The organism is Flavobacterium cupreum (assembly GCF_003996965.1).
Classification (GTDB): Bacteria; Bacteroidota; Bacteroidia; order Flavobacteriales; family Flavobacteriaceae; genus Flavobacterium; species Flavobacterium cupreum.
This window is the reverse complement of the sequence record NZ_QWDM01000001.1, coordinates 362,058-383,472: the sequence shown is the minus strand read 5'-3', so window position 1 is coordinate 383,472 and position 21,415 is coordinate 362,058. Positions and strand designations below refer to the sequence as shown.

At 39.0% G+C, this 21,415-nt stretch carries 20 protein-coding genes; 13 read left to right on the top strand and 7 right to left on the bottom strand.

Annotated features, from left to right (window positions below):
- Nucleotides 1-14 precede the first annotated feature (14 nt).
- From rhaT to D0817_RS01510, 13 genes are all read left to right on the top strand, one after another.
- Complete coding sequence (gene rhaT / locus D0817_RS01570) at nucleotides 15-1,064, top strand: L-rhamnose/proton symporter RhaT (RefSeq protein ID WP_127336628.1); 1,050 nt, start codon at nucleotides 15-17, stop codon at nucleotides 1,062-1,064.
- A 216-nt stretch (nucleotides 1,065-1,280) separates the two neighbouring features.
- A complete protein-coding gene (locus D0817_RS01565; RefSeq protein ID WP_127336627.1) occupies nucleotides 1,281-2,555 on the top strand; it encodes a sugar isomerase in 1,275 nt (424 codons plus the stop codon).
- A gap of 261 nt (nucleotides 2,556-2,816) precedes the next feature.
- Complete coding sequence (locus tag D0817_RS01560) at nucleotides 2,817-4,178, top strand: FGGY-family carbohydrate kinase (RefSeq protein ID WP_127336626.1); 1,362 nt, start codon at nucleotides 2,817-2,819, stop codon at nucleotides 4,176-4,178.
- 229 nt (nucleotides 4,179-4,407) lie between these two features.
- The gene (locus D0817_RS01555) at nucleotides 4,408-5,148 is read left to right on the top strand and encodes a (Fe-S)-binding protein (RefSeq protein WP_127336625.1); all 741 of its coding nucleotides are present in this window, start codon (nucleotides 4,408-4,410) and stop codon (nucleotides 5,146-5,148) included.
- Nucleotides 5,149-5,152: 4 nt separating this feature from the next.
- Nucleotides 5,153-6,556, top strand: a complete 1,404-nt coding sequence (locus D0817_RS01550; protein WP_127336624.1) for a lactate utilization protein B — start codon at nucleotides 5,153-5,155, stop codon at nucleotides 6,554-6,556.
- Nucleotides 6,546-7,133, top strand: a complete 588-nt coding sequence (locus tag D0817_RS01545; RefSeq protein ID WP_127336623.1) for a LutC/YkgG family protein — start codon at nucleotides 6,546-6,548, stop codon at nucleotides 7,131-7,133. The genes D0817_RS01550 and D0817_RS01545 overlap by 11 nt, the downstream gene beginning before the upstream one ends.
- Before the next feature lie 102 nt (nucleotides 7,134-7,235).
- Nucleotides 7,236-8,429, top strand: coding sequence for a hypothetical protein (locus D0817_RS01540; RefSeq protein WP_127336622.1), 1,194 nt, complete (start codon nucleotides 7,236-7,238; stop codon nucleotides 8,427-8,429).
- Between the two features lie 130 nt (nucleotides 8,430-8,559).
- A complete protein-coding gene (locus tag D0817_RS01535) occupies nucleotides 8,560-9,162 on the top strand; it encodes a TetR/AcrR family transcriptional regulator (protein WP_127336621.1) in 603 nt (200 codons plus the stop codon).
- Nucleotides 9,163-9,221: 59 nt separating this feature from the next.
- Entirely contained in the window at nucleotides 9,222-9,686 is a 465-nt protein-coding gene (locus tag D0817_RS01530; RefSeq protein ID WP_127336620.1) for a hypothetical protein, read from the top strand.
- On the top strand, nucleotides 9,683-10,000 hold the full coding sequence (locus tag D0817_RS01525) for a DUF3817 domain-containing protein (protein ID WP_127336619.1): 318 nt from the start codon (nucleotides 9,683-9,685) through the stop codon (nucleotides 9,998-10,000). The genes D0817_RS01530 and D0817_RS01525 overlap by 4 nt, the downstream gene beginning before the upstream one ends.
- A gap of 44 nt (nucleotides 10,001-10,044) precedes the next feature.
- Nucleotides 10,045-10,260 carry a hypothetical protein gene (locus D0817_RS01520; protein ID WP_127336618.1) on the top strand — a complete coding sequence of 72 codons (216 nt, stop codon included), beginning with the start codon at nucleotides 10,045-10,047 and terminating at the stop codon, nucleotides 10,258-10,260.
- Nucleotides 10,261-10,641: 381 nt separating this feature from the next.
- Nucleotides 10,642-11,061: a hypothetical protein gene (locus D0817_RS01515; protein ID WP_127336617.1), complete on the top strand. Its 420-nt coding sequence runs from the start codon at nucleotides 10,642-10,644 to the stop codon at nucleotides 11,059-11,061.
- 216 nt (nucleotides 11,062-11,277) lie between these two features.
- On the top strand, nucleotides 11,278-11,664 hold the full coding sequence (locus D0817_RS01510; RefSeq protein WP_127336616.1) for a helix-turn-helix transcriptional regulator: 387 nt from the start codon (nucleotides 11,278-11,280) through the stop codon (nucleotides 11,662-11,664).
- Between the two features lie 53 nt (nucleotides 11,665-11,717).
- On the opposite strand, the gene D0817_RS01505 is transcribed toward D0817_RS01510, so the two are convergent.
- The 7 genes from D0817_RS01505 to D0817_RS01475 form a co-directional block, all read right to left on the bottom strand.
- A complete protein-coding gene (locus tag D0817_RS01505; RefSeq protein WP_127336615.1) occupies nucleotides 11,718-12,050 on the bottom strand; it encodes a YegP family protein in 333 nt (110 codons plus the stop codon).
- A gap of 117 nt (nucleotides 12,051-12,167) precedes the next feature.
- Nucleotides 12,168-13,565: a serine hydrolase domain-containing protein gene (locus D0817_RS01500; RefSeq protein ID WP_127336614.1), complete on the bottom strand. Its 1,398-nt coding sequence runs from the start codon at nucleotides 13,563-13,565 to the stop codon at nucleotides 12,168-12,170.
- Nucleotides 13,566-13,681: 116 nt separating this feature from the next.
- On the bottom strand, nucleotides 13,682-14,242 hold the full coding sequence (locus D0817_RS01495) for a DUF2911 domain-containing protein (RefSeq protein ID WP_127336613.1): 561 nt from the start codon (nucleotides 14,240-14,242) through the stop codon (nucleotides 13,682-13,684).
- A gap of 66 nt (nucleotides 14,243-14,308) precedes the next feature.
- Complete coding sequence (locus D0817_RS01490) at nucleotides 14,309-16,123, bottom strand: glycoside hydrolase family 2 protein (RefSeq protein WP_127336612.1); 1,815 nt, start codon at nucleotides 16,121-16,123, stop codon at nucleotides 14,309-14,311.
- A 128-nt stretch (nucleotides 16,124-16,251) separates the two neighbouring features.
- Nucleotides 16,252-18,684: a glycoside hydrolase family 2 protein gene (locus tag D0817_RS01485; RefSeq protein ID WP_127336611.1), complete on the bottom strand. Its 2,433-nt coding sequence runs from the start codon at nucleotides 18,682-18,684 to the stop codon at nucleotides 16,252-16,254.
- Nucleotides 18,685-18,687: 3 nt separating this feature from the next.
- Entirely contained in the window at nucleotides 18,688-19,872 is a 1,185-nt protein-coding gene (locus D0817_RS01480; RefSeq protein WP_127336610.1) for a glycoside hydrolase family 88 protein, read from the bottom strand.
- A gap of 17 nt (nucleotides 19,873-19,889) precedes the next feature.
- Complete coding sequence (locus D0817_RS01475) at nucleotides 19,890-21,407, bottom strand: RagB/SusD family nutrient uptake outer membrane protein (protein WP_127336609.1); 1,518 nt, start codon at nucleotides 21,405-21,407, stop codon at nucleotides 19,890-19,892.
- Nucleotides 21,408-21,415: the final 8 nt, after the last annotated feature.

The window sequence follows — 21,415 nt, the reverse complement described above, 5'->3', positions numbered from 1 at the left end:
AACTAAAATACTAAATGGAATCATTATTAGGAATTATTTTTCACTCCATTGGAGGATTTTCTTCAGGGAGTTTTTATATGCCTTTCAAAAAAGTTAAAAATTGGGCATGGGAAAGCTATTGGATCGTAGGCGGGTTTTTCTCCTGGCTGATCGTGCCGCCCATTGCCGCTTATTTAACGATTCCAAATTTTGTGGAAATTATCGCAGCAGCATCACCAACCATAAAAGCCTTTACCTACGCAATGGGACTGATCTGGGGAATTGGAGGGCTGACCTACGGATTGGGAGTGCGCTATCTCGGAATGTCATTAGGGAATTCGATTATTCTCGGATTCTGTTCCGCTTTTGGAGCTCTGGTGCCTTCCGTGTATTACGATCTGTACCCAACAGCCGGGAAGGTTTCTTTTAGCCACATGCTTTCGCATACAGGTGGACAGCTGGTCTTGTTGGGTGTTTTGGTTTGCCTGATCGGAATTGCGATTTCAGGTAAAGCGGGAATTATGAAAGAAAAAGATTTTGCAGTAGGGCATGAAAATAAAGACAAGGATTTCAACCTTGTAAAAGGACTTATTATCGCTGTTATTTCGGGAATTCTGAGTTCATTTTTCAATTACGGAATTGAAGCCGGAAAACCAATGGCAGAGCAGGCCGTTATTGATGGCTGTAATCCGCTTTTTCAGAATAATGTCACTTACATTGTACTGCTTTGGGGTGGATTAACGACCAATTTTATCTGGTGTATGTACCTTAATTTCAAGAATAAAACATTTAGTGATTACACCAATTCAAAAGCACCAATCGCCAAAAATACATTGTTTTCTGCTCTTGCCGGAACGATGTGGTTTTTACAGTTTTTCTTCTACGGAATGGGCGAAAGCAAATTAGGAAACGGAGCCAGTTCCTGGATTCTGCACATGGCTACTATCATTCTGACAGCTAATTTCTGGGGATTTTACCTGAAAGAATGGGCCGGGGTTTCCAAAAAAACATTCAATACCTTTTTATGGGGAATCGGGCTGATTATGCTTTCCATAGTTTTGGTTGGAATAGGGAATTCATTATAAAAAATCCCATGTCAAACGGGACAATTTAAGTAAAATATTAGTTTTTTTAAGTTTGTTTAAGCAAAAGTGGTTTTTTGCAATATTCTAACGTTCGATGCACATTCGGACGTTAGATTTTTAAACGAACGAGAATCACAAAAAGAAAAAAAGAATAAAGTAAAACAGGGAGTTCGGTTTATATTTTATAAATTGAAAATTCTATTAAAATAAAATATCATGTTAATCGGAGCAAACCATATAGCCTCTCATAACGAGGAATTATTAAAAAAACATACCAGCAAATTTGCTTTTACAGCATCAGAAGTGGGGGATGCGGAATCCATTATTCAGAAATTAATTGATTTTCAAATTGCCATTCCATCCTGGGCCCTGGGAACCGGAGGAACCAGATTCGGACGCTTTGCAGGAGGTGGCGAACCCCGTTCTTTAGAAGAAAAAATAGAAGATGTTGGTTTGCTTCATGCTTTAAATAATGCTTCCGGGGCAATTTCACTGCACATTCCATGGGACATCCCTACAGATCATAATGCTATAAAAGCTTTGGCGGCACAACACCATTTAAAATTTGATGCCGTTAACTCGAATACGTTTCAGGATCAGGTAAATGCAGAACACTCTTACCGATATGGTTCTTTGCAAAATGTAAACAAAGCCGTTCGTAAACAGGCAATTGCCCATAATATTGAAGTGATTCAGCAGGGAATTGCCTTAGGGTCAGAGTCATTGACAATCTGGCTGGCGGATGGTTCCAATTTTCCGGGGCAATTAAATTTCAGGAAAGCATACCAGAATACCTTGGAAAGTTTAGAAGAAATTTATGAAGCATTGCCTTCCAACTGGAAGCTGTTTTTAGAATATAAATGTGCCGAACCAAACTTTTATTCCACCACTGTTGCCGATTGGGGACAATCTTATTCCTACGTTAAAAAGTTAGGGGATAAAGCACAGACGCTGGTTGATTTGGGACACCACTTGCCAAACGCGAATATCGAACAAATCGTTTCGTTGTTGCTTATGGAAAATAAACTGGGTGGTTTCCATTTTAATGATTCGAAATACGGAGACGATGATTTAACAGCCGGAGCATTAAAACCGTACCAGTTATTCCTGATATTTAATGAATTAGTGGAGGGAATGGATGCCAGAGGAATGAACCATGCCAAAGATTTAGGCTGGATGATTGATGCGTCCCACAATATAAAAGACCCGCTGGAAGATCTGTTGCAATCTGTGGAAGCCATTATGATCGCTTATGCTCAGGCACTTTTGGTAGACCGAAAAGCATTAGAAATAGCTCAGGACGAAAATGATGTCGTAAAAGCACAGGAGATTTTGCAAAATGCCTTCCGTACAGATGTTCGCGCACTGGTTGCCGAAGCCCGTCTGCGTTCAGGAGCCGCTTTGAATCCGGTGGAGTTATACCGCAGTCTTACCGTCAGAAAAAACCTGATCGGGGAAAGAGGGTTAAAAACAATGGCTACAGGTTTGTGAGTTATTAGTTATGAGTTATTAGTTATGAGTTATGAGTTATACGTTAGAAGTATGAGTTAGAGGTTAATAAACTATTATTGTCCTTATGGATCAGTTAAAATAAAAACAAAAGGACTTTAGCTTAATAACATGGAATGCTTTTGGCAAAATCACAATCCATAACGCAAAACCCATAACGCATAATGCATAACGCAAAACCCAAAACTCACAACCCACAACCCATAACCCATAACTCATAACCCCTAACTCACAATTACCACAATGAATGTAGTTGCAATTTTTGATATTGGTAAGACAAACAAAAAGGTATTTTTATTTGATGAAAATTATAAAATTGTTTGGGAGAAAGCCGTAAATCTTGATGAAACAATCGATGAAGATGGCTTTCCCTGTGAAGATATCGGGCTGCTCAGAAACTGGATACTCGAACGATTAGCAGAAATAAATAGCCTGAACGATTATGTGCTGAAAGCAATTAATTTCAGTACGTACGGGGCCAGTTTTGTATACATTGACAAAAACGGAAATATATTAACGCCACTATACAATTACCTGAAAGAATATCCGGAACATTTAGAAGAGGCGTTTTATCAGAAATATAAAGGAAAAGAAGTGTTTGCGGTCAAAACGGCTTCTCCGGTTTTAGGAAGTCTGAATTCCGGAATGCAGCTTTACAGGCTGAAAGAAGAAAATCCGGCCTTGTTTGCAAAAGTAAAATATTGCCTGCATTTGCCGCAATACCTGAGTTTTCTCTTGACGAACGAAGCCTATTCGGATATTACAAGCATAGGATGTCATACGAATCTTTGGAATTTTAAAAAGATGAAGTATCACAAGTGGGTTAAAAACGAGGGGATAATAGACAAGCTTCCGCCGCTGCATTATGGCAAAGACGTTATAAAAAAAGAAGGCGGTCTGGCCATTGGAACAGGACTGCACGACAGTTCATCTGCTATAATTCCCTATACGATTAACTTTACGGAGCCTTTTGTTTTGTTGTCGACAGGGACCTGGAGTATTTCGTTGAATCCTTTCAATACAAAACCATTAACCTTTGAGGAACTGCAGCACGATTGTCTGTGTTATTTGCAATACACGGAAAAACCCGTAAAAGCAGCCCGTTTGTTTTCAGGAAACGAACATGAAATTCAGACGAAAAGATTAGCGGAACATTTTAAGGTTGCCAATGATGCTTATAAGGATATTTACTTTGATAAAAAGATTGTTTCCAATCTGAGGGCACTTACTTTTTCATTTATTTATCCGAAGAAATACGAGTTTGATATTCTTAAGGAATGCCCGTTTCAGAAAAGGGACCTGTCTACTTTTAAAAATTATGAAACTGCCTACCATCAATTAATAATGGATATTGTGGAACAGCAGTTTTTTTCAACTAATTTAGTGATTCACAATAGTCCCGTAAAAAAGATTTTTGTGGATGGAGGTTTCAGTAAAAATTCAATTTTTATGAATCTATTGGCAGAGGCTTTTCCGGATATAGAAGTGTATGCCGCTTCTATGGCGCAGGCGAGTGCATTGGGCGCTGCGTTGGCGATTCATGATAACTGGAATCCAAAGCCGATTCAGAACGATTTAATTGATTTGAAATTTTACAAACATTAGAGAGTAGTACTGTAGATAAAGGATTAAAAAGATTTTTTTTCTCTCGCAGATTTAGCGGATTTAATTTTGAAGGAGCAGCGGAGTGGTTCTGTTTAACCTGTTTAAAAATCAATGCGAAGAAAATAATACGAAAAGATTTAAAAAAATCTGCAAAATCTGCAAAATCTGCGTGAAAAAATACAAACACCCGGTCAATTTTCCCAGGTGTTTAAAAAATAATTACAAGAATATGAAAATCGGCCTTTTTATACCCTGTTACGTCGACCAGTTTTATCCTAAAGTAGGTATTGCTACCTATGAACTTTTAGAGAAATTAGGCTGTGAAGTTCATTTTCCGATGGGGCAGACCTGTTGCGGACAGCCCATGGCAAACAGTGGTTATGAACATTTAACCAAAGGGTGTGATGCCAATTTTATCAGTAATTTTGCCGGATTTGACTATATCGTCTGTCCCTCGGGAAGTTGCGTCTTGCATGTAAAAGAACATTTGCACGATGACAAACAACAGGAACTGGCAAATGAATTGCGTAAAAAAGTTTTTGAACTGACGGAGTTTATTACAGACGTTCTGAAAATTGACCATATCGAAGGAAATTTTCCCTACAGGGTCGGAATGCATCAAAGCTGCCATGGACAACGCGGCTTGAAACTTTCGCAAATGACAGAATTAAACGCACCGGCTTTTTCCAAACCGGAAAGATTACTAAGTCATATCAAAGGAATTGATTTGGTTTCTTTGAACCGAAAAGATGAATGTTGTGGCTTTGGAGGTACATTTTGCGTCACCGAAGAAGCTGTTTCGGTAAAAATGGGTCAGGACCGAATCAGGGACCATCAAAATCATCAGGTGGATTATATCACCGGAGGAGATATGTCCTGCTTAATGCATCTTGAAGGGATTTTGAAAAGGCAGAAGAGCACTATCAAAACGATTCATATTGCGGAAATCTTAAATTCCTTAGAAAATTAAAAAGATGTCTTCAGAAAAAACAATAACACACAGTGAAGCAGCGACACGTTTTAACCAAGATACGGAACGCGTAAACTGGCATGACGAAACGCTGTGGTTTGTGCGTGAGAAACGCGATAAATCGGCTCACCAGATACAGGATTGGGAACTCCTCAGAGAAACCGCTTCGAAAATTAAAAATAATGTACTTTCCAATATACATGATTATTTAGTTGAATTTGAAGCGAATGCCCAGCAAAACGGAATAATTGTACATTGGGCAGCCGATGCGAAAGAACATAATGAAATCGTGCATGCGATCATGGTAAAACATGAGGTCAAGCAAATTGTTAAGTCAAAATCAATGCTGACCGAAGAGTGTCATCTCAACGAATACCTGAGCCAAAGGGGAATTGACGTAATCGATTCTGATCTTGGCGAACGAATTGTTCAGCTGCGAAAAGAACCGCCAAGTCATATTGTCCTGCCTGCCATTCACCTTAAAAAAGAAGATGTAAGCGAAACTTTCCATAAGCATCTCGGAACAGAAAAAGGAAACAATGACCCGCAATATTTAACCGAAGCAGCCCGTCTGCATTTACGGGATACTTTCCTGACCCGAAGAGCCGCTTTGACCGGCGTTAATTTTGCGATTGCGGAAACGGGCGAATTTGTAGTTTGTACCAACGAAGGAAATGCAGACATGGGCGCGCATTTGGCAGACGTTCATATTGCCTGCATGGGTTTCGAAAAACTGATTCCACAGCGAAAACACCTGGGGGTTTTCCTCCGATTGCTGGCCAGAAGCGCGACAGGACAGCCTATCACTACTTTTTCGAGCCATTTTAAAAAACCAAGAGACGGAAAAGAAATCCATATTGTGATTGTAGACAATGGCAGAAGCACACAACTGGGCAGGGAAGATTTTAGGAATTCCCTGAAATGCATTCGATGCGGTGCCTGTATGAATACCTGTCCCGTTTACAGACGCAGTGGCGGACACAGTTACCACAATGCCGTTGCCGGACCGATTGGAGCGATTTTGGCACCGAATCTAGACATGAGCAAAAATGCCGATCTGCCTTTTGCAAGTACGCTTTGTGGTTCTTGTACGAATGTTTGTCCGGTTAAAATTGATATTCACGATCAGTTGTACAAATGGCGTCAGGTTTTGGTAAAAGAAGGCCACACACCGGCGACAAAGACCATCGCAATGAAAACCATGGCGACTGTTTTGGCAAATCCTGTTATTTTTAACATGGCAGGAAAATCAGGCCGATTTGTAATGAAAAACGTCCCTGCACTTGTCAATAATAAAATGAACAAGTGGTACGACCAACGCGAAATGCCGGATGTTCCTGAGGAATCTTTCAGGGAATGGTACAAGAAAAATTCGAGGGAATCTAAAACGGATAAAGATGAGCAGTAAAGAACAGATTTTACAAAAAATAAAGCAAAATCAACCCGGTGAGGTGACTGAGTTACCGGATTTAAATGTTTTGGGTTCAGAATCTTTTGATGTCCTGAAAACCTATAAAAAAGTACTAAAAAGTATTGGAGGCGATTTCGCTGAAGTCGCAGATTATACTCAAATCATAGATTTTCTAAAAAACAGTTATGCTTTAGAAAAACGAATCATTACCACTATTCCGGAACTTTCTGAAATTGCCCGCTTAGATTGGCAAAATGATGATCCGCATTCGCTTGAAGATGTTGAATTAACGATTGTAAAAGCGCATTTTGGCGTGGCGGAGAATAGTGCCCTTTGGGTGACCGATGCTCTTTTAGGACAGCGCGTAGCACCTTTTATCGCACAATACCTCGCCATTATTGTTTCTAAAAAAGATATTGTTGCCACCATGCATCACGCCTACGACAGAATCGGAAATCAGGAATATGGTTTCGGAACTTTTATTGCCGGCCCTTCCAAGACTGCCGATATCGAACAGTCGCTTGTTCTGGGAGCACATGGTGCCAGAGGGCTGATTGTTTTTTTGATGGATTAGAGGAGTAAGATCAGATTATTATTTTTCGGTTTAATGCTATTCCGGCTTTCATAAAGTAAAGAAATTGCTTACTTTCATGGAATCGTTTCAAAAATAATTTAAATGGACAAAAAATTAAAACAATTCCTCGTTAAATCGATTGTCGTATTACTGCTGATTCATTTAGCGTATTTTATCTACGGATTTTTTAAGTTTGCAGGCCTGAAGCATATCAATATTTATACAGAATTCTACCGATTCAAATTTTATGATGATGTTTCCATTTCGCATTTCTTTGTAAGCGGTTTATTCTTGTTTTTCTTTTTAATCTTTTTGCTGCGAAACCATACCAGACAGGGTTATTCTTTTTTAAATCTGCTTAAAATTGGAGGCGTAATTTTGTTGATTTCATTCCTGTCTTTCTCTTTTTTTATCAGTTACAGTTTTGGTCTGAATGCGAAGCTGAAAAGTGAATTACCGGAAGCGGATTTCAATGCCGACAAGACGTTACTGAATGTTTTAAATCCTTTTTTATACAATTATACGTCCTACAGTTCGGAGAAATTATTCAATCCGGAAAACATTTTATATCCCAAACCCTATCCGGTTATAAAGGCAACAGAATCTATTGATTACGGATCAGAGGGCAATGAATATTCGGTTAATGAATATACTTATTTTAGTATTGACACGCTAAAAATGCTGACTTCCACATATGAAAGAGTAAACAATAAAGCGGATTCGATTTTTGATATTTTAGGTTTTGACAAGGAACAGCTCAAGAAAAGAATTATTTCGAAAAAAGCAATAAAAGACAGTACGGAAATCATTTTCAAAGGGAGAGAAGTCAATCCGGATTATGACGAAGATATTTGCATTTTTCTGCAAAATAAAAAGTTGTATGCACCAATACAGGATCTTCCTGTTGAAAAGCAACAATATCAGAATGCTGTCAAAAGATATAAGCTTCTTTACAAATACAAACCTGATTCTTTGTTATATGCTTTTCAAAAGCTGGATACAGTATTGAACAAATACAATATCGAAACACAGATTAATCCAAAATTGCTGACGAAGGATGCCTTTTATTACAGGGATAATAATAGGGAACCACTAAACGGAATTAGAAATACCTACGACAGACCTGCACTGAAAGATAAGTTTAATACGGTAGAAAAGCTTTTTTATGAACCGAACTATCTGCACCCATCCATAGCACTCATTTTCTTTACAGTCATTCTGGTAGTTTGGCTCATTTTGTTCCTGCTGTATGTTATATGGAATTCCAGGAATAAAAAACACATCACTACGAGATAGAGCTCAAAGGCGTTTATAACCGACGGCGCAGCGAGAAATCCTACGCCATCTGCTTTTGTATAAACGGCCGGCATTTGTATAGGTGGGGTAATTTGTATTTCTTTGTAAAGAATACTAATCGGTATCTTTTATGAAAAAAGCAGTTTCCACACGTCTTTCCATTCTTCAGAAATCATTTGAGTTAATTTACACACATGGTTATCAGGCCACCAGCATAGATACTATAATTGCGACAACCAACGTCACCAAGGGGGCTTTTTTTTATCATTTTAAAAATAAGGATGAAATGGGCCTTGCCGTTATTAATGAAATCATGTATCCGCTGATGTATGCTGATTTTGTAAAGCCCCTTTTGAATTCTGATGATCCTGCGAATGATATCTTTAAAATGATGCATTATTTACTTTTGGAAAATGAATTTCTGCTCAAAAAATACGGTTGTCCGGCCGGAAATTTAACCCAGGAAATGTCTCCGGTAAACCAACAGTTTAGCGAGGCACTTTCTAAACTGACGACAGAACTAAAAGAAGCCATGCAGATTGCCTTAAAAAAAGGTAAGGACTCCGGACGTATCAGACCGGACATAAACGAGGAGCAAGTGGCACTTTTTGTCTTATCGGGTTATTGGGGGATCCGGAATTTCGGGAAGCTTTCGGAGGATAATAATTACTATGTTGTTTATTTAAAGGAACTTAAATCGTATCTGAATAATTTGGAAAAAAAGGAATTTTAAAAACATACCACTTAGTATGTTTTATTTATATTTGCATTATTATTTTAAAATAAATAACAATGTATCTAACACTACTATTTGTGCATTCAGCCGTGAGATGGCTGGTGCTTCTAAGTTTATTCTATGCTGTTATCAGGTCGTACCGCGGATACCATAGCCAATCTTCTTTCACTAAAACGGATCATCTGGTCCGCCACTGGACAGCAACCATTGCCCATATCCAGCTGATGCTCGGTATTGTGTTATATTCCCAAAGTGCCTTAATAAAGTATTTCTGGAATCATTTCGCCGAAGCATCCAAAGATTTGAATACCCTTTTCTTCGGTTTAATCCATCTTGTTTTAATGTTGCTGGCGATTGTAGTCATCACGATTGGTTCGGCAGCAGCCAAGCGTAAAACAGCTGATTCCGATAAATTCAAAACAATGCTGATCTGGTTTTCTATTGCCTTAATCATTATTTTCATCGCCATTCCGTGGCCTTTTTCTCCTCTTGCTAACAGACCTTATTTTAGATCATTATGACACATCTTTTCAAAACAAACACCGGACGATTACGTATTCTTGGATTTCTCGAAGGCGTATCTTTATTGATTTTAATTTTTATCGCGGTTCCCCTTAAATATATTTTCGACAATCCGTCGCTGACCAAAATGATGGGACCTGTGCACGGGGCCTTATTTCTGCTTTTTATATTCAATGCCCTGAGTGTAGGCGTAGAACAAAACTGGAAATTTAAAACAACAACATCAAAAGTGCTTCTGGCGTGTATCATTCCGTTTGGGACATTTTATATTGATCATAAAATTTTGCGTAACATCAAAACTGAAGAGCAATAGCGAAGGGCGTAATAGATCTAGAAAACATAAAAATTATAAAAATCATGATTGAGATTTTCAAAACAAATGTAAATTCAAAAAGGCAATCCGGAAGAATTCTAAAAATACTTAAAGGGATATTCCCAAACGCTTCTTTTATTTTTGATCTGGAAGATTGCGACAGGATATTGCGGGTCGATCATATCGAAAGAATACAAATCAGGACCATCCAAAATGAAATTATAAATCTGGGTTTTGCCTGCGAAATACTGGAAGACTAATTTCATTACATAATAATTACAATGAGGTAATTTTACATTCCTATTAGGGGTTCAAAAGCGGCTGATTCTGTTACAGGATCAGCCGTTTTTTTTAGCGTACGTTAAGTTTTTCATAAACCGGATTACGTATTATTTTTTTGATTAGCTTTCGTACAATTTTAAGTGTAAAATCATATTTTTTCGTGTAAAAAAATATATAGGTAAAATCGTTAGATCTGAAAATAAATAACAGGTAAAAATTTATGTTTTGGATTTAATTACAACTCATGGTTATATTCTATAAGACCATTTGTAAGAAAAAAAATAGGATTATGCGTAATATTGCGATGACAACACTTTTGTACTATTTCCCCCAATACCTAAAATAACTATTAATAAATTATGTTCTTTACTCTTACACATGACCAGGTAACATTTTGCTATGGATCAAAACGCTGGCAATACAGTTTTAACGAAATCGTAGAGCTGGGATTACTCAAAAAAAAGAAGTCTTACCTTCTTGAAAATAGTGCTTTTATTGCCATTACAGCAATAGCTTTTTATTGCATGGTTTTTTCAGATCTTACCGAGATGTATTATATAGTACCTACTTTATTATGCTATACTCTCATTATCATTTTAAGATTTCACGCTGACATCGATGCCGAATATTATGTAATCGTAAAAGATGTTTACAGTAAGGAAATCAGGGTTAAGATAAAGAATTTAGACCGGCCTGTCATAGGGAAACAAATTGATCAGTACTTAAACCTCGAGTTCGATCGGATGGTACAAAAACAAAAATCCAACACTTTAAAATAAGTCGATGTTATCAAACGAAACTTTTGGCTACGACCTTGCCTTTATTGTCGTCGCTATAGTGTATGGTTTTATTATTACTACCAAAAGAAAATAAGAATACAGCTTCACTAACCTACGATTGGAGTTGCATCAGATTACGTATTAAAGGTATAGTTACGGTACCCTACGTTTTAATAGTGAACTGTTTAGCTGTACAAGATCCCCTATAAAGAGCTTATGACCACTTCAATAAAAAATAAAATTAAAAGCATCAGAGAGTTAAAAAATTATACTCAGGAATATATGGCAGATCAACTAGGCGTTACCCAGGCGGGTTATAGTAAAATAGAAAAAGGAAAAACCGTTCTTTCGTTTGTGAAATTAGTAGAAATAGCCCGTATTTTGGAAGTCAGTGTAGAAGATATACTTAGTTTTGACAGCCAGCGGTATTTCAATAGTTTTAATAAAGTCAAAGGAAATAATAATGGCAGCATTCAGATTAATCCGGATAACACGACAGCTTTAAAAGAGCTTTATGAAGATAAAATAATGCTTTTAGAAAAATTACTCAGCAAAACAGAAGAGGAATTAAACCGCTATAAGAAGAAATTCGGTCAGTTGTAGCCATAAAAAAACGAGGTGTACAACCTCGTTTTTTTTATTTATCTTCTTATAATTTATGCTGTCTGATCGTCTGTAGTCGCATCGGGCGCGTTTGATTTTACTGAGGCTATTCCGTTATCCCGCGCTGAAGCACTTTCGTACATTTCACTTGCTCCGATGATCTGGCCATTTCCCGCTTTAAGATTGAAATAGGGTTTTCCGCTGCTGGATTCTTTTTTATCATATCTGCTGTCGTCCTGTGAATTTGTTTTTACAGATTCAATTCCGTTTGTGCAGGCAGATTTTGTCGAATACCCTTCGCTGCTCAGGATAGTCTGACCGTTTCCGGCTTTTAGATTAAATTGAAATTCACCGTTTGATCTTGTAGTAATTACAAATTTTCCCATACGTTTTTTGGTTTTTTAAGTTAGGTATTAACTATTTTGATAGTTATAAAAGTACAAAACTTAGTAGTACAAATCATGCCGGGATAAAAAATAATTAATCTTTTCAGTAGCAAATTTTTACTGTTTTTTATTGAAAGCAGCTAAGATATATTTCTGATTGATTTCGTCACTTGGAGATTGTGAATTGTAATTTCCGCCGGTAATAATCGTAACCATATTTTGTTCTTCCCAAATGTAAATCTTCTGTCCGCCATTTCCCTGCGCGGCTTTTCCATTATAGCGAACTCCATTGATATCCAGGTACTTGAGCCACCACAAGTAACCGTAATTAACACCCTGCACCACAGATTGTCTGGTTAGGGATTCCTGTACCCAGTCTTTAGAAATTACCTGTTTGCCATTCCACATGCCTTTGTTCAGATAAAGCAAACCAAATTTCCCCATATCCCTTGGACTCAAATAAACCTGGCAGAAGGTTTCTGAACTTGAAGCATCCGGTTTAAAATTCCATATAAAATTTTTAATGCCAATGTCTTTGAAAAGAGTTTGCCTGGCAAAGTCGGGCAGGGGTATTTTTGTGGCTTTTTCAATAATCCGGCCCAGTGTGATCGGGTTTCCTGAGCAATACATTCCTTTTCCTCCGGGTACGTCAATCATCGGTAAGTCCAGGGTAAATTGTATCCAGTCGGCCGAATTATTCATGGTGGTTTCGTTGCCTTCCGATCTTGGATTGCTCACGTCACAATCCAGGCCGCTTTGGTTGGTTAAAAGGTTTTTGATCGAAATGAGCCTCTTGTCTTCCGTTAGATTTTTAAAAGTATAGTCGGGGAAAAAGGAAAGCACGGTTTCGTCTTTGCTTTTTATAAACCCTTTATCAATGGCAATTCCGGTCAGTGCCGAAACAAAGCTCTTTGTAGCAGATCGCAGTTCGTGTAATTTGGTTTTATTGTATTCATAAAAATATTCTTCAAACACCAGTTTTCCGTCTTTAATAATCAGAACACTATGAACGTTAGGCAAGGTACCGTCTACGATTTTTTGCATCATTTCACTCAGTAATGCTTTGTCTAATCCGGTTTTATCGAGATTTCCAGTTGGAATTCCGTCAGGATCTTGTTTGGGTTGCTGATAGACGTACTTAAAATCCTTCGGGTTGAGTCTCGCGTACCACATTTCTTTGGGAAAAACTACTTTTTTGGATTGCAGCCTGAAAGTACTTCCTTCAGAAGAGTAGCCCGTAATAGCTCCTGCAGTTCTGTTGAAGGTTACTTTTTCCTTTGACATATTCTCAAAAATATCTTTGTCAATGGCGTTTAATTTGTATTTGCTTTCGTTGATAATGGCGTATAAAACGGTATCTTTTGGTGAAGCAGCAATTTTAAGCGTGCCCTTATTTACATATTCATAAATACCTTCATATTCTTTCAGTTGTTCGTAGGTAATTTTGAACTTTTGTTGTGCATAACCGGAATAAACCGCCACTAAAAATAACAGAAGCAAATGGTTTTTTTTCATTCTTTTTTGGTTTTAAGAGATTGTTGGTTAGTTAATTAGGGGAAGTTATAAAAAAAAGAGACACCTAATAAATAATTAGTGTCTCTTTTTGTATTGTCGTGTATTTTTAAATACGCTTATTTAATGCTGATCGGCACTTCAACCATTGTTTTGTCCCATCCGATCACTAAATTAGTAACAGCCCCCTGAGTAGTAAAAGCGATCGATAAAGCTTCTACCGGAGCTGGGGTTGCTTTAACCGGAACAACAATTTTTACCAGGTCTTTGCCTGAATCATAAGCATATCCGCCCCATAAATCAATTTCCTTATTGATGATAACGGTCCATTTGTCTTTTTCAGGAATAGCAAAAAGGCTATATGTCCCTGCAGGAACCGCAACACCATTGATCGTTACCGGTTTGTAAAATTTGATTTCCGTATTTTCGTTAGCACCTACGCGCCATACTTCACCGAACGGAATTAATTCTCCAAAAATCGTTCTTCCTTTTGCAGAAGGTCTTGAATAAATAACTTTGATTACAGGTGAAGGAGTATCTGTTTTCTTAAATTTTACGGATTTATTCGGGAAATAAGCAATATCGGCCGGGCTGGCGTCCAAAGGCGCGAATTTAACTTCCTGGGCATTTACAGAAAAGACAAATAATAAAAGAAGGGTCAGTAAACTAAAATTTTTCATAACGTAGTATTTTTAATATGATTCATACAAAAATAAGAGATTAAAGAATAAGAAAAGATTAAATTTTTAGTCCTTTATCTTTTTTTTATACCAGTCCTGCATGATGTAAAAAGCTTTCTTTTTCTGACCGTCGTTGGAGATCAGTCCTTTTCTGTTGTATTCGTCCTGAATTCCCGGCAGTAATCTTCTTGGGGATCTGAAATCTACCAGAATCCAAGGGCTTAATCCGCTGAGGTGGGGTATTTTTTCGATCATTTTCAGGTTCTGAATGTACAGGTATTCCTGGTATTCTTCTGTCCAGCGTTCGTTTTTTTCTCCGTGCAGACCGGCTTTGGCATCACCTCCAAATTCAGAAACAATCACCGGTTTGTTGTATTTCGTTTTCCAGAGGATCTTTTCGGCATCTTCCAGATTTCCGCCGTACCAGCCCAAATACTGATTGAATGCAATGATGTCTAAATATTGTCCGATTTCATCATTGATGGTTCCAAAGCCATCTCCGCTTTGTGTTAATAAGGCAGCGCTGATTAATCGGGTGTTGTCTAATGATTTGGTGTGTTCTGCCAGGTTTTTGATGAAATTATTTCTCGCATCAGACACAGGGGTTTCATTGGCCATGGACCAAATGATAATACAGGCCCTGTTTTTATCTCTCGTAATCGCAGCAGTTAACTGGTTCTGGGCATTGTTGTAGGTTTCTTTTCGGGTGAATTCAACCGTCCAGTACACCGGAATTTCTTCCCAGACCATCAAGCCTAATTTGTCAGCCAGTCGGATAATGTTTTCGTTGTGCGGATAATGGGCCAGACGTACATAGTTACAGCCTAATTCCTTTGCCCAGTTGAGCAGGCGTAAGGCATCTTCTTCAGAATTGGCGCGCCCGCCTTTGGCATTTTCTTCATGAATTGAAATTCCGCGTAAGAAGATTTGTTTTCCGTTCAGTAAAATTTTATCCTCCTGCGTTTCAATGGTTCTGAAACCTATGTTATCTTTTAATTTTTCGCCGTTGAAATCGATCGTCACCTCATATAGTTTTGGATTTTCAGGAGACCAGTACGAAACGTTTTTGGATGGAATTTCAAATTTCACAATACCATCGGCGCCCACTTTTCCTTTGTAATTGATTTTTAATTCCGGAATGGCAATTGCTACTGCATTTTGTGCCGGATTGAAGTTGTTGATTTTGACAAAACCGGATATTTTATTTTTATCTTTTTTGTCCAGTTGAATGGTATAGTCTTCCACAAAAGAAGCTGATTCTTCGATTAAGGTGACATCGCGCGTGATCCCGCCGTAATTCCACCAGTCGGTATTAAGGGTCGGAACATCTTCTTTATGACGGGTGTTGTCCACTTTGATGACCAGATAATTATCTTTTGGTTTTACAATCGAAGTGACTTCATAATTAAAGGGCGTAAAACCACCTTCGTGCGTTCCCAGTTTCTTTCCGTTCAAATAGACATCAGCTTTGTAATTGATGGCGCCAATGTATACAAAAAGGCGTTTTTGGGTTTTCAGGTCATAATCAAAGGATTTTTTGAACCATACATTTCCTTCGTAATATTTAAGCTCCGGAACCTGTGAATTCCAGTCTCCCGGAATGTTTATTTTGGGTGATTTGTCAAAATCGTATTCTACCAGTTCCTGTTTGTTCACAGCATGGTAATTACTAAAATAAGCCGCTTTGGAAGGCTTTTCCTGCTTGTCGTAAACATCATGGTGAAAACTGTAATACCCTGTTTCGTAAGGATCGACAATGTAATTCCATACGCCGTTTAACGAAGTGGTATGTCGGTTCGGAACGTTTGAAATCAGGTTTTGATTTTGCGCTTGTCCGAGAATGGAAAAGGTCAGGAGCAATGTGATTAGTAGTTTTTTCATTTAGTATAGTATTAATAAAGATTGATGATTTAACCGCAAAGTTCGCAAGGAAAGTTCGCTATGTGCGCAAAGCTTAAAAAAAACATAGCGAACCTTGCGTAAAACATTGCGTCCTTTGCGGTTAAACCCTAATTTACCGGGATCCTCAAATATTCCCCTTTAAAATTCTGGTTCAGCACCGTCATTTCGATTGGAATATTTAAACCATCAGGAACTACTTCAATCGAAGCTTTTCCGTTTGCCATCCGGATGGATTCGCTTCCGGTTGGTGTTCCCTGGCTTTTCATTGTTTTGCCCCCTTTAAGGCATTGGAAATATACGCTTTCTTCATAATCTAAACAACGTAAATTGTTGTTATCTATCGCAATAGCCGTTACAAGATAATTTCCATTCTTTAATTTTTGGGAAGACAATTGTAACGAAACTGCCGATTCATTTTTAATAAAACGATAATTTACCTTTAAGGTATCCGAAACCGTTTTGCCGTCTTTGCTTTTTCCAATGGCGATTAAAATGTTTTCCCCTTTTTTGAAGTTAACGTCCCAGGTCAGACCACAGGCCGGATAACTGGCGGTATTTCGTTGTTTTTCTCCAAGGGATTTTCCGTCGTGGTATAAAGTCACTTTTTCGCAATTGCTGAAAACGCTTAGGATTCTGGGTGTATTTTCAGGGCCCTGGCGTTCTGTCCACGTATGCGATTCTATGTAGGTAAAAGGTTCGTCGCTCCAGTAACTTTTAAAAACATAATACGCATCTTTGGGAACTCCGTTTCGATCCACCAGTCCTTTTTGGTTCATGTACGGAATATCATCTTCGGGACGCAGCGGCGTTGCAAAATCCTTGAATGCCCATTGAACATTACCCACAAATGTTGGATCATTCTCGGATATATGCAAATGCCAGTCGAATAAGTCGACAATATAATTTTCGCTCCAGTCCCCAATTTGGGCAATATTGGCCACTTTGGTCTGTACAATGGCTTCTTCCCAGCCTTCTGCTTTTATGATGTTTTCGCCAGTGACGGGATTTTCGCTGTGACGACCCACGTGACTGTCGCCGCCATATTCGGCATGGATAAAATGTCTGTATTCTTTTTTGTAAACATCAATTGCTTTTTGATAGCTTTTATAGCTTCCGGAATACCAGCCCGACCAGATAGAAGGAGAGAAAACGTCTACAATCTGCGAACCTTCATAATATTTCCGGATGGCTGTTTTTCGGTTCGGATCCAATTTATGGGCGATATCGTTTAGCTCCGTCAGAAAAGCATTGGTCTTTTCGGTATTGTCTCCGTCAGGAAAGTCGGGAAGCCAGTTCATTTCATTTCCCAAGGACCAAATAATGATACTCGGATGGTTGTAGTTCTGATTGATGATTTCCGCCAGCATGTTTCTGGTATTGGTTTTCCAGAGTTCGTCGCCAATTCCGCCACGACACCAGGGTAATTCATCCCACACCAAAAGACCAAGTTCATCACAGGCTTTATAAACTTCAGGATCTTGCGGGTAATGTGCCAGACGGACAAAATTGGCTCCCATCTTTTTTATGGATTCCATATCGGCACGATGTTGTGCATTGCTCATGGCAGCGCCAACACCGGCTTGTTCTTCGTGTCGGTGTGTACCGCGAAGCAAAAGCCTTTTTCCGTTCAGGTAAAACGGGCCATGGTCTTTAAACTCAAACCATCGAAAACCTACTTTTTCGGTAACACTGTCTTTAGCTTTATTTTTTTCTGATAAAACAGCTGTTACCGTATATAAATTCGGTTTTTGTGTATCCCACAATTCCGGATTTTTGATGTTTTCGAATGTGATGGTTGCTATTTTTCCGGTCACCGAAACGGTTTTCCCGGCTACTTTTTTTCCTTTTGGATCCTTAAGCGTGACTGTCAGGGAAAGATCTTTTGCATTGTCCGGATGTACAGTCGATGCGATGATTTGCAAAGAGGCTTTTTTCGCCGAGACTTCCGGAGTGGTAATTTTCAGGTTATCGATATTGTTTTTGTATTTGGAAACCAGCCAGACATCGCGCGTAATGCCGCCGTAGATAAAGAAATCACTTTTCTGGGACGGGATAATTTCGATGTCATAACTATTGTCTACCCGAACAAAAACAGCATTGTTTCCTTCTTTAATATAATTCGTAATATCGATGGGAAAGCCAATATATCCGCCAATATGACCTCCGGCTTCTTTGCCGTTGACATATACTTTGGTTGTGACATTAGCACCTTCAAAATATAAAAAATAGCGTTGGTTTGGATCGATTTGTGCAATGTTGAGCTGTTTCTGATACCAGCTTGCATCACGCCTGTAACCGGGATTTAAGTCGGTGGCGTCTTCGCTGTTCCAGCTGTGCGGCAGATTTATTCCGGTCCAGTTCGCTGCTTTTTGGACATCGTTCAGGTTTGGAGTATTGTTTTCTAAATAAAGCCAGTGGTCATTGATATTTGTTTTAGTACGCAAATCAGTAGTTGCCTGAGCAAAAAGGCTGCCCAGGCAAAACTGAAAAACAAAAATGAAAGTAAAAAAAGAGCTATAGTGGTACGATTGTTTTCTCATAAGTTATAATTCTTTTTTTCTTAATAATGCTTCCAGGAAATAATAATCCGCATAAATTATTGGTTCATCAATTTCGTCTTTTTTAGGCCAGTTTCCTGTGCTGTGATCTAAAATAAAAGGCGCATTGATTTTAGGGTTTACAATATAGTTGTCTGACTGTAAAGTCGTGATCACCTTGTCGGCATAAGTCAGGTAACTTTTGTTTTGGGTGTAGCCATACAATTCGTATAATGCAGAAGCCATAACGGTTGCGGCAGAAACATCGCGTGCGGCATTTGGAATCGAGGGATCTTTAAAATCCCAATACGGAATTCCGTCTTCCGGCAGGTCTTTGTTTGTCATGAAGAATTGTGCTGTCGCCTCGGCCTGCTTCAGATAGGCCGGATCTTTAGTATATCGGTACGACATGGTAAAACCGTAAACCGCCCAGGCTTGTCCGCGTGCCCAAACCGAATCGTCATTATATCCCTGAAGGGTGGTTTTTTTTCTCACAGCTCCGGTATCAGGATTATAATCGATGACGTGATAACAACTGTTGTCTGTCCTAAATTGATTTTTCAGTGTGGTATTGGCATGCTTTACCGCGATGTCGTGAAATTTTTTATTGCCGGATAATTTGGTCGCCTCAAACAGTAGTTCAAGGTTCATCATATTATCAATAATGACCGGATATTCCCAAATGTCTTTGTTGAAATCCCAGGAACGAATCGCTCCGGTTTTTTCGTTAAATCGGGTGCACAACGTTTCGGCTCCTTTGATGATAGTTTTTTTATAGTCCGCGTTGTCTTCGACTTTTAAGCCTTCACCAAAAGCACAGTATACTTTAAATCCGACATCATGAGAACCGCTGTTCACGCTTTCTTTTTTACTGAAAGGCGTCCACTTTTCGGCCTGTTTTTTGTATTCGGAGTTGCCTGTCAACCGATAGAGCTGCCATAAGTTTCCGGCAAAAAAACCACTGGTCCAATCTCGCGAAGGTACTTTCTTTATGAGACTGGATTTCAGGTTCATGCTTCGGGGCATAGACATAGAATCAACAGGATATTCCAACAGCATTTTGTAACGGGTTTCAAGAAGAGTGCTGGCGGTTGCAGAGGTATTTTTTGTTTGGGAATTAATTCCGGATTTGCATGCTGTTGCCAGCAATGCAAACCCAAGAATTAAAGTAAAAAAACTAACTTTATTCATACTAATTAATCTAATGTTTAGTAACCCGGATTGTTTGGTTTTAAATTAGGATTGATGGCCAGCTCCGTTCCCGGTAAGGCAAACAGGTAATCCCTGTTCGGATCAAAATTGGCATGAGGCTCAAAACCAGCCGGGCCAAATACTTCAGGACCGTTTTTCAGTCTTTTAATGTCATACCATCTGATGTATTCAAAGGCAAATTCGAGCCTTCTTTCATTAATCACCATTTTTCTGAAATCCACCTGTGATAATCCCGGAGTTACATTTGCAGGAAAAGAAACTTGTTTTCCGGCTTTGTTTCGGGCTCTTGCCAGAACCCTGTTTACATAACCGTCCGCTTCAGAGGTTCCCGGCGTAATTTCGTTTAAGGCTTCGGCAGCCGTCAGCAATACTTCGGCGTAACGCATGGTGATGTAATTGTGCTGCGAAGTTCTTCCGTTGGCACCGGCTTTCCCCGGAAAACGAAAGTATTTGGCAATATGCGGACGAGGTGCTTTTTCGTTATCGCTTGACGGATAAACCTGCAAAGAACCGCCCGGACCTGTTTTCTTTCTGATAATCGTATCAAAACTTACCGCTCTTCGGTAATCTCGCTGGTCCCAGTCGTTAAAAACTTTCAAAGACGGTACAGCTACAGAAAACCCCTGACCATAGCTGTAACTATCGTCTTTTAAAGAACCCGTAAAAAACGCCGTATAGTCCTGGCCGTAGTTTCCGGATACTAAATTGTTGAAATCAATGGTAAACAATGGTTCTTTTAATGCAGCTGCTTTATTGGCATTAAACAAATCCTGAAAATCGGCATCCAGTCCCAAACCGAATTTTGCTTCGTTGGTAATAACGTATTTCGCTTCATCGTAGGCTTTTTGATATTGTCCTAAGGTCAGGTATACAGAAGCAAGATAACCCGCCGCTGTCCCTTTTCCCGGAACGGCTTTCACTTTTGGTTTGTCGTCCAGCCATTTTTTGGCAAATTCTAAATCTTCAATTATTTTGGCATAGACTATAGCCTCTTTGGTCCGGCTTAATTTATCGACCTGTGAAACTTCATTTACGGCAAAATCAATATACGGAACGTCCCCAAAGATGCGAACAAGGTGATAGTACGTAAAAGCTCTTGCAAAGTACGCCTGTGCCACGATGGCGTTTACTTTTGCAGGATCACCGGGCGTTTTTTTCGCGCCTTCAATCGCCTGATTGGCCGCTGCAATAATGATATAGGATTGTGGCCAGAAGTTCGCCACAAGCGCATTGGTATCATTCATTTTAAAATCGTTTACATCTATCCTTGCCGCCTGAGTCGTTCGGTCACCAATATCAGACATGTCGTCCCGTAGCATCAGTGCAATTGTAAATTCCCTTCCCCAGTAATTATTGTGGGCAATGTTGGCAAAACTTCCGTTTACAGCTGCCTGTAAGTCGTCTGTATTGTTAAAAAAGTTAGCGGGACGAATGATTCCAACCGGATGTTCTTCTAAATCAGAGCATCCAAAGGCGAATATTCCCAAGAAAATAAAAGCTATATATTTTTTCATGATGTGTT

Excerpts from the sequence above, each read along its gene's own strand:
- rhaT (WP_127336628.1), top strand. The coding sequence starts at position 15 with ATGGAATCATTATTAGGAATTATTTTTCACTCCATTGGAGGATTTTCT.
- D0817_RS01565 (WP_127336627.1), top strand. The coding sequence starts at position 1,281 with ATGTTAATCGGAGCAAACCATATAGCCTCTCATAACGAGGAATTATTA.
- D0817_RS01560 (WP_127336626.1), top strand. The coding sequence starts at position 2,817 with ATGAATGTAGTTGCAATTTTTGATATTGGTAAGACAAACAAAAAGGTA.
- D0817_RS01555 (WP_127336625.1), top strand. The coding sequence starts at position 4,408 with ATGAAAATCGGCCTTTTTATACCCTGTTACGTCGACCAGTTTTATCCT.
- D0817_RS01550 (WP_127336624.1), top strand. The coding sequence starts at position 5,153 with ATGTCTTCAGAAAAAACAATAACACACAGTGAAGCAGCGACACGTTTT.
- D0817_RS01545 (WP_127336623.1), top strand. The coding sequence starts at position 6,546 with ATGAGCAGTAAAGAACAGATTTTACAAAAAATAAAGCAAAATCAACCC.
- D0817_RS01540 (WP_127336622.1), top strand. The coding sequence starts at position 7,236 with ATGGACAAAAAATTAAAACAATTCCTCGTTAAATCGATTGTCGTATTA.
- D0817_RS01535 (WP_127336621.1), top strand. The coding sequence starts at position 8,560 with ATGAAAAAAGCAGTTTCCACACGTCTTTCCATTCTTCAGAAATCATTT.
- D0817_RS01530 (WP_127336620.1), top strand. The coding sequence starts at position 9,222 with ATGTATCTAACACTACTATTTGTGCATTCAGCCGTGAGATGGCTGGTG.
- D0817_RS01525 (WP_127336619.1), top strand. The coding sequence starts at position 9,683 with ATGACACATCTTTTCAAAACAAACACCGGACGATTACGTATTCTTGGA.
- D0817_RS01520 (WP_127336618.1), top strand. The coding sequence starts at position 10,045 with ATGATTGAGATTTTCAAAACAAATGTAAATTCAAAAAGGCAATCCGGA.
- D0817_RS01515 (WP_127336617.1), top strand. The coding sequence starts at position 10,642 with ATGTTCTTTACTCTTACACATGACCAGGTAACATTTTGCTATGGATCA.
- D0817_RS01510 (WP_127336616.1), top strand. The coding sequence starts at position 11,278 with ATGACCACTTCAATAAAAAATAAAATTAAAAGCATCAGAGAGTTAAAA.
- D0817_RS01505 (WP_127336615.1), bottom strand. The coding sequence starts at position 12,050 with ATGGGAAAATTTGTAATTACTACAAGATCAAACGGTGAATTTCAATTT.
- D0817_RS01500 (WP_127336614.1), bottom strand. The coding sequence starts at position 13,565 with ATGAAAAAAAACCATTTGCTTCTGTTATTTTTAGTGGCGGTTTATTCC.
- D0817_RS01495 (WP_127336613.1), bottom strand. The coding sequence starts at position 14,242 with ATGAAAAATTTTAGTTTACTGACCCTTCTTTTATTATTTGTCTTTTCT.
- D0817_RS01490 (WP_127336612.1), bottom strand. The coding sequence starts at position 16,123 with ATGAAAAAACTACTAATCACATTGCTCCTGACCTTTTCCATTCTCGGA.
- D0817_RS01485 (WP_127336611.1), bottom strand. The coding sequence starts at position 18,684 with ATGAGAAAACAATCGTACCACTATAGCTCTTTTTTTACTTTCATTTTT.
- D0817_RS01480 (WP_127336610.1), bottom strand. The coding sequence starts at position 19,872 with ATGAATAAAGTTAGTTTTTTTACTTTAATTCTTGGGTTTGCATTGCTG.
- D0817_RS01475 (WP_127336609.1), bottom strand. The coding sequence starts at position 21,407 with ATGAAAAAATATATAGCTTTTATTTTCTTGGGAATATTCGCCTTTGGA.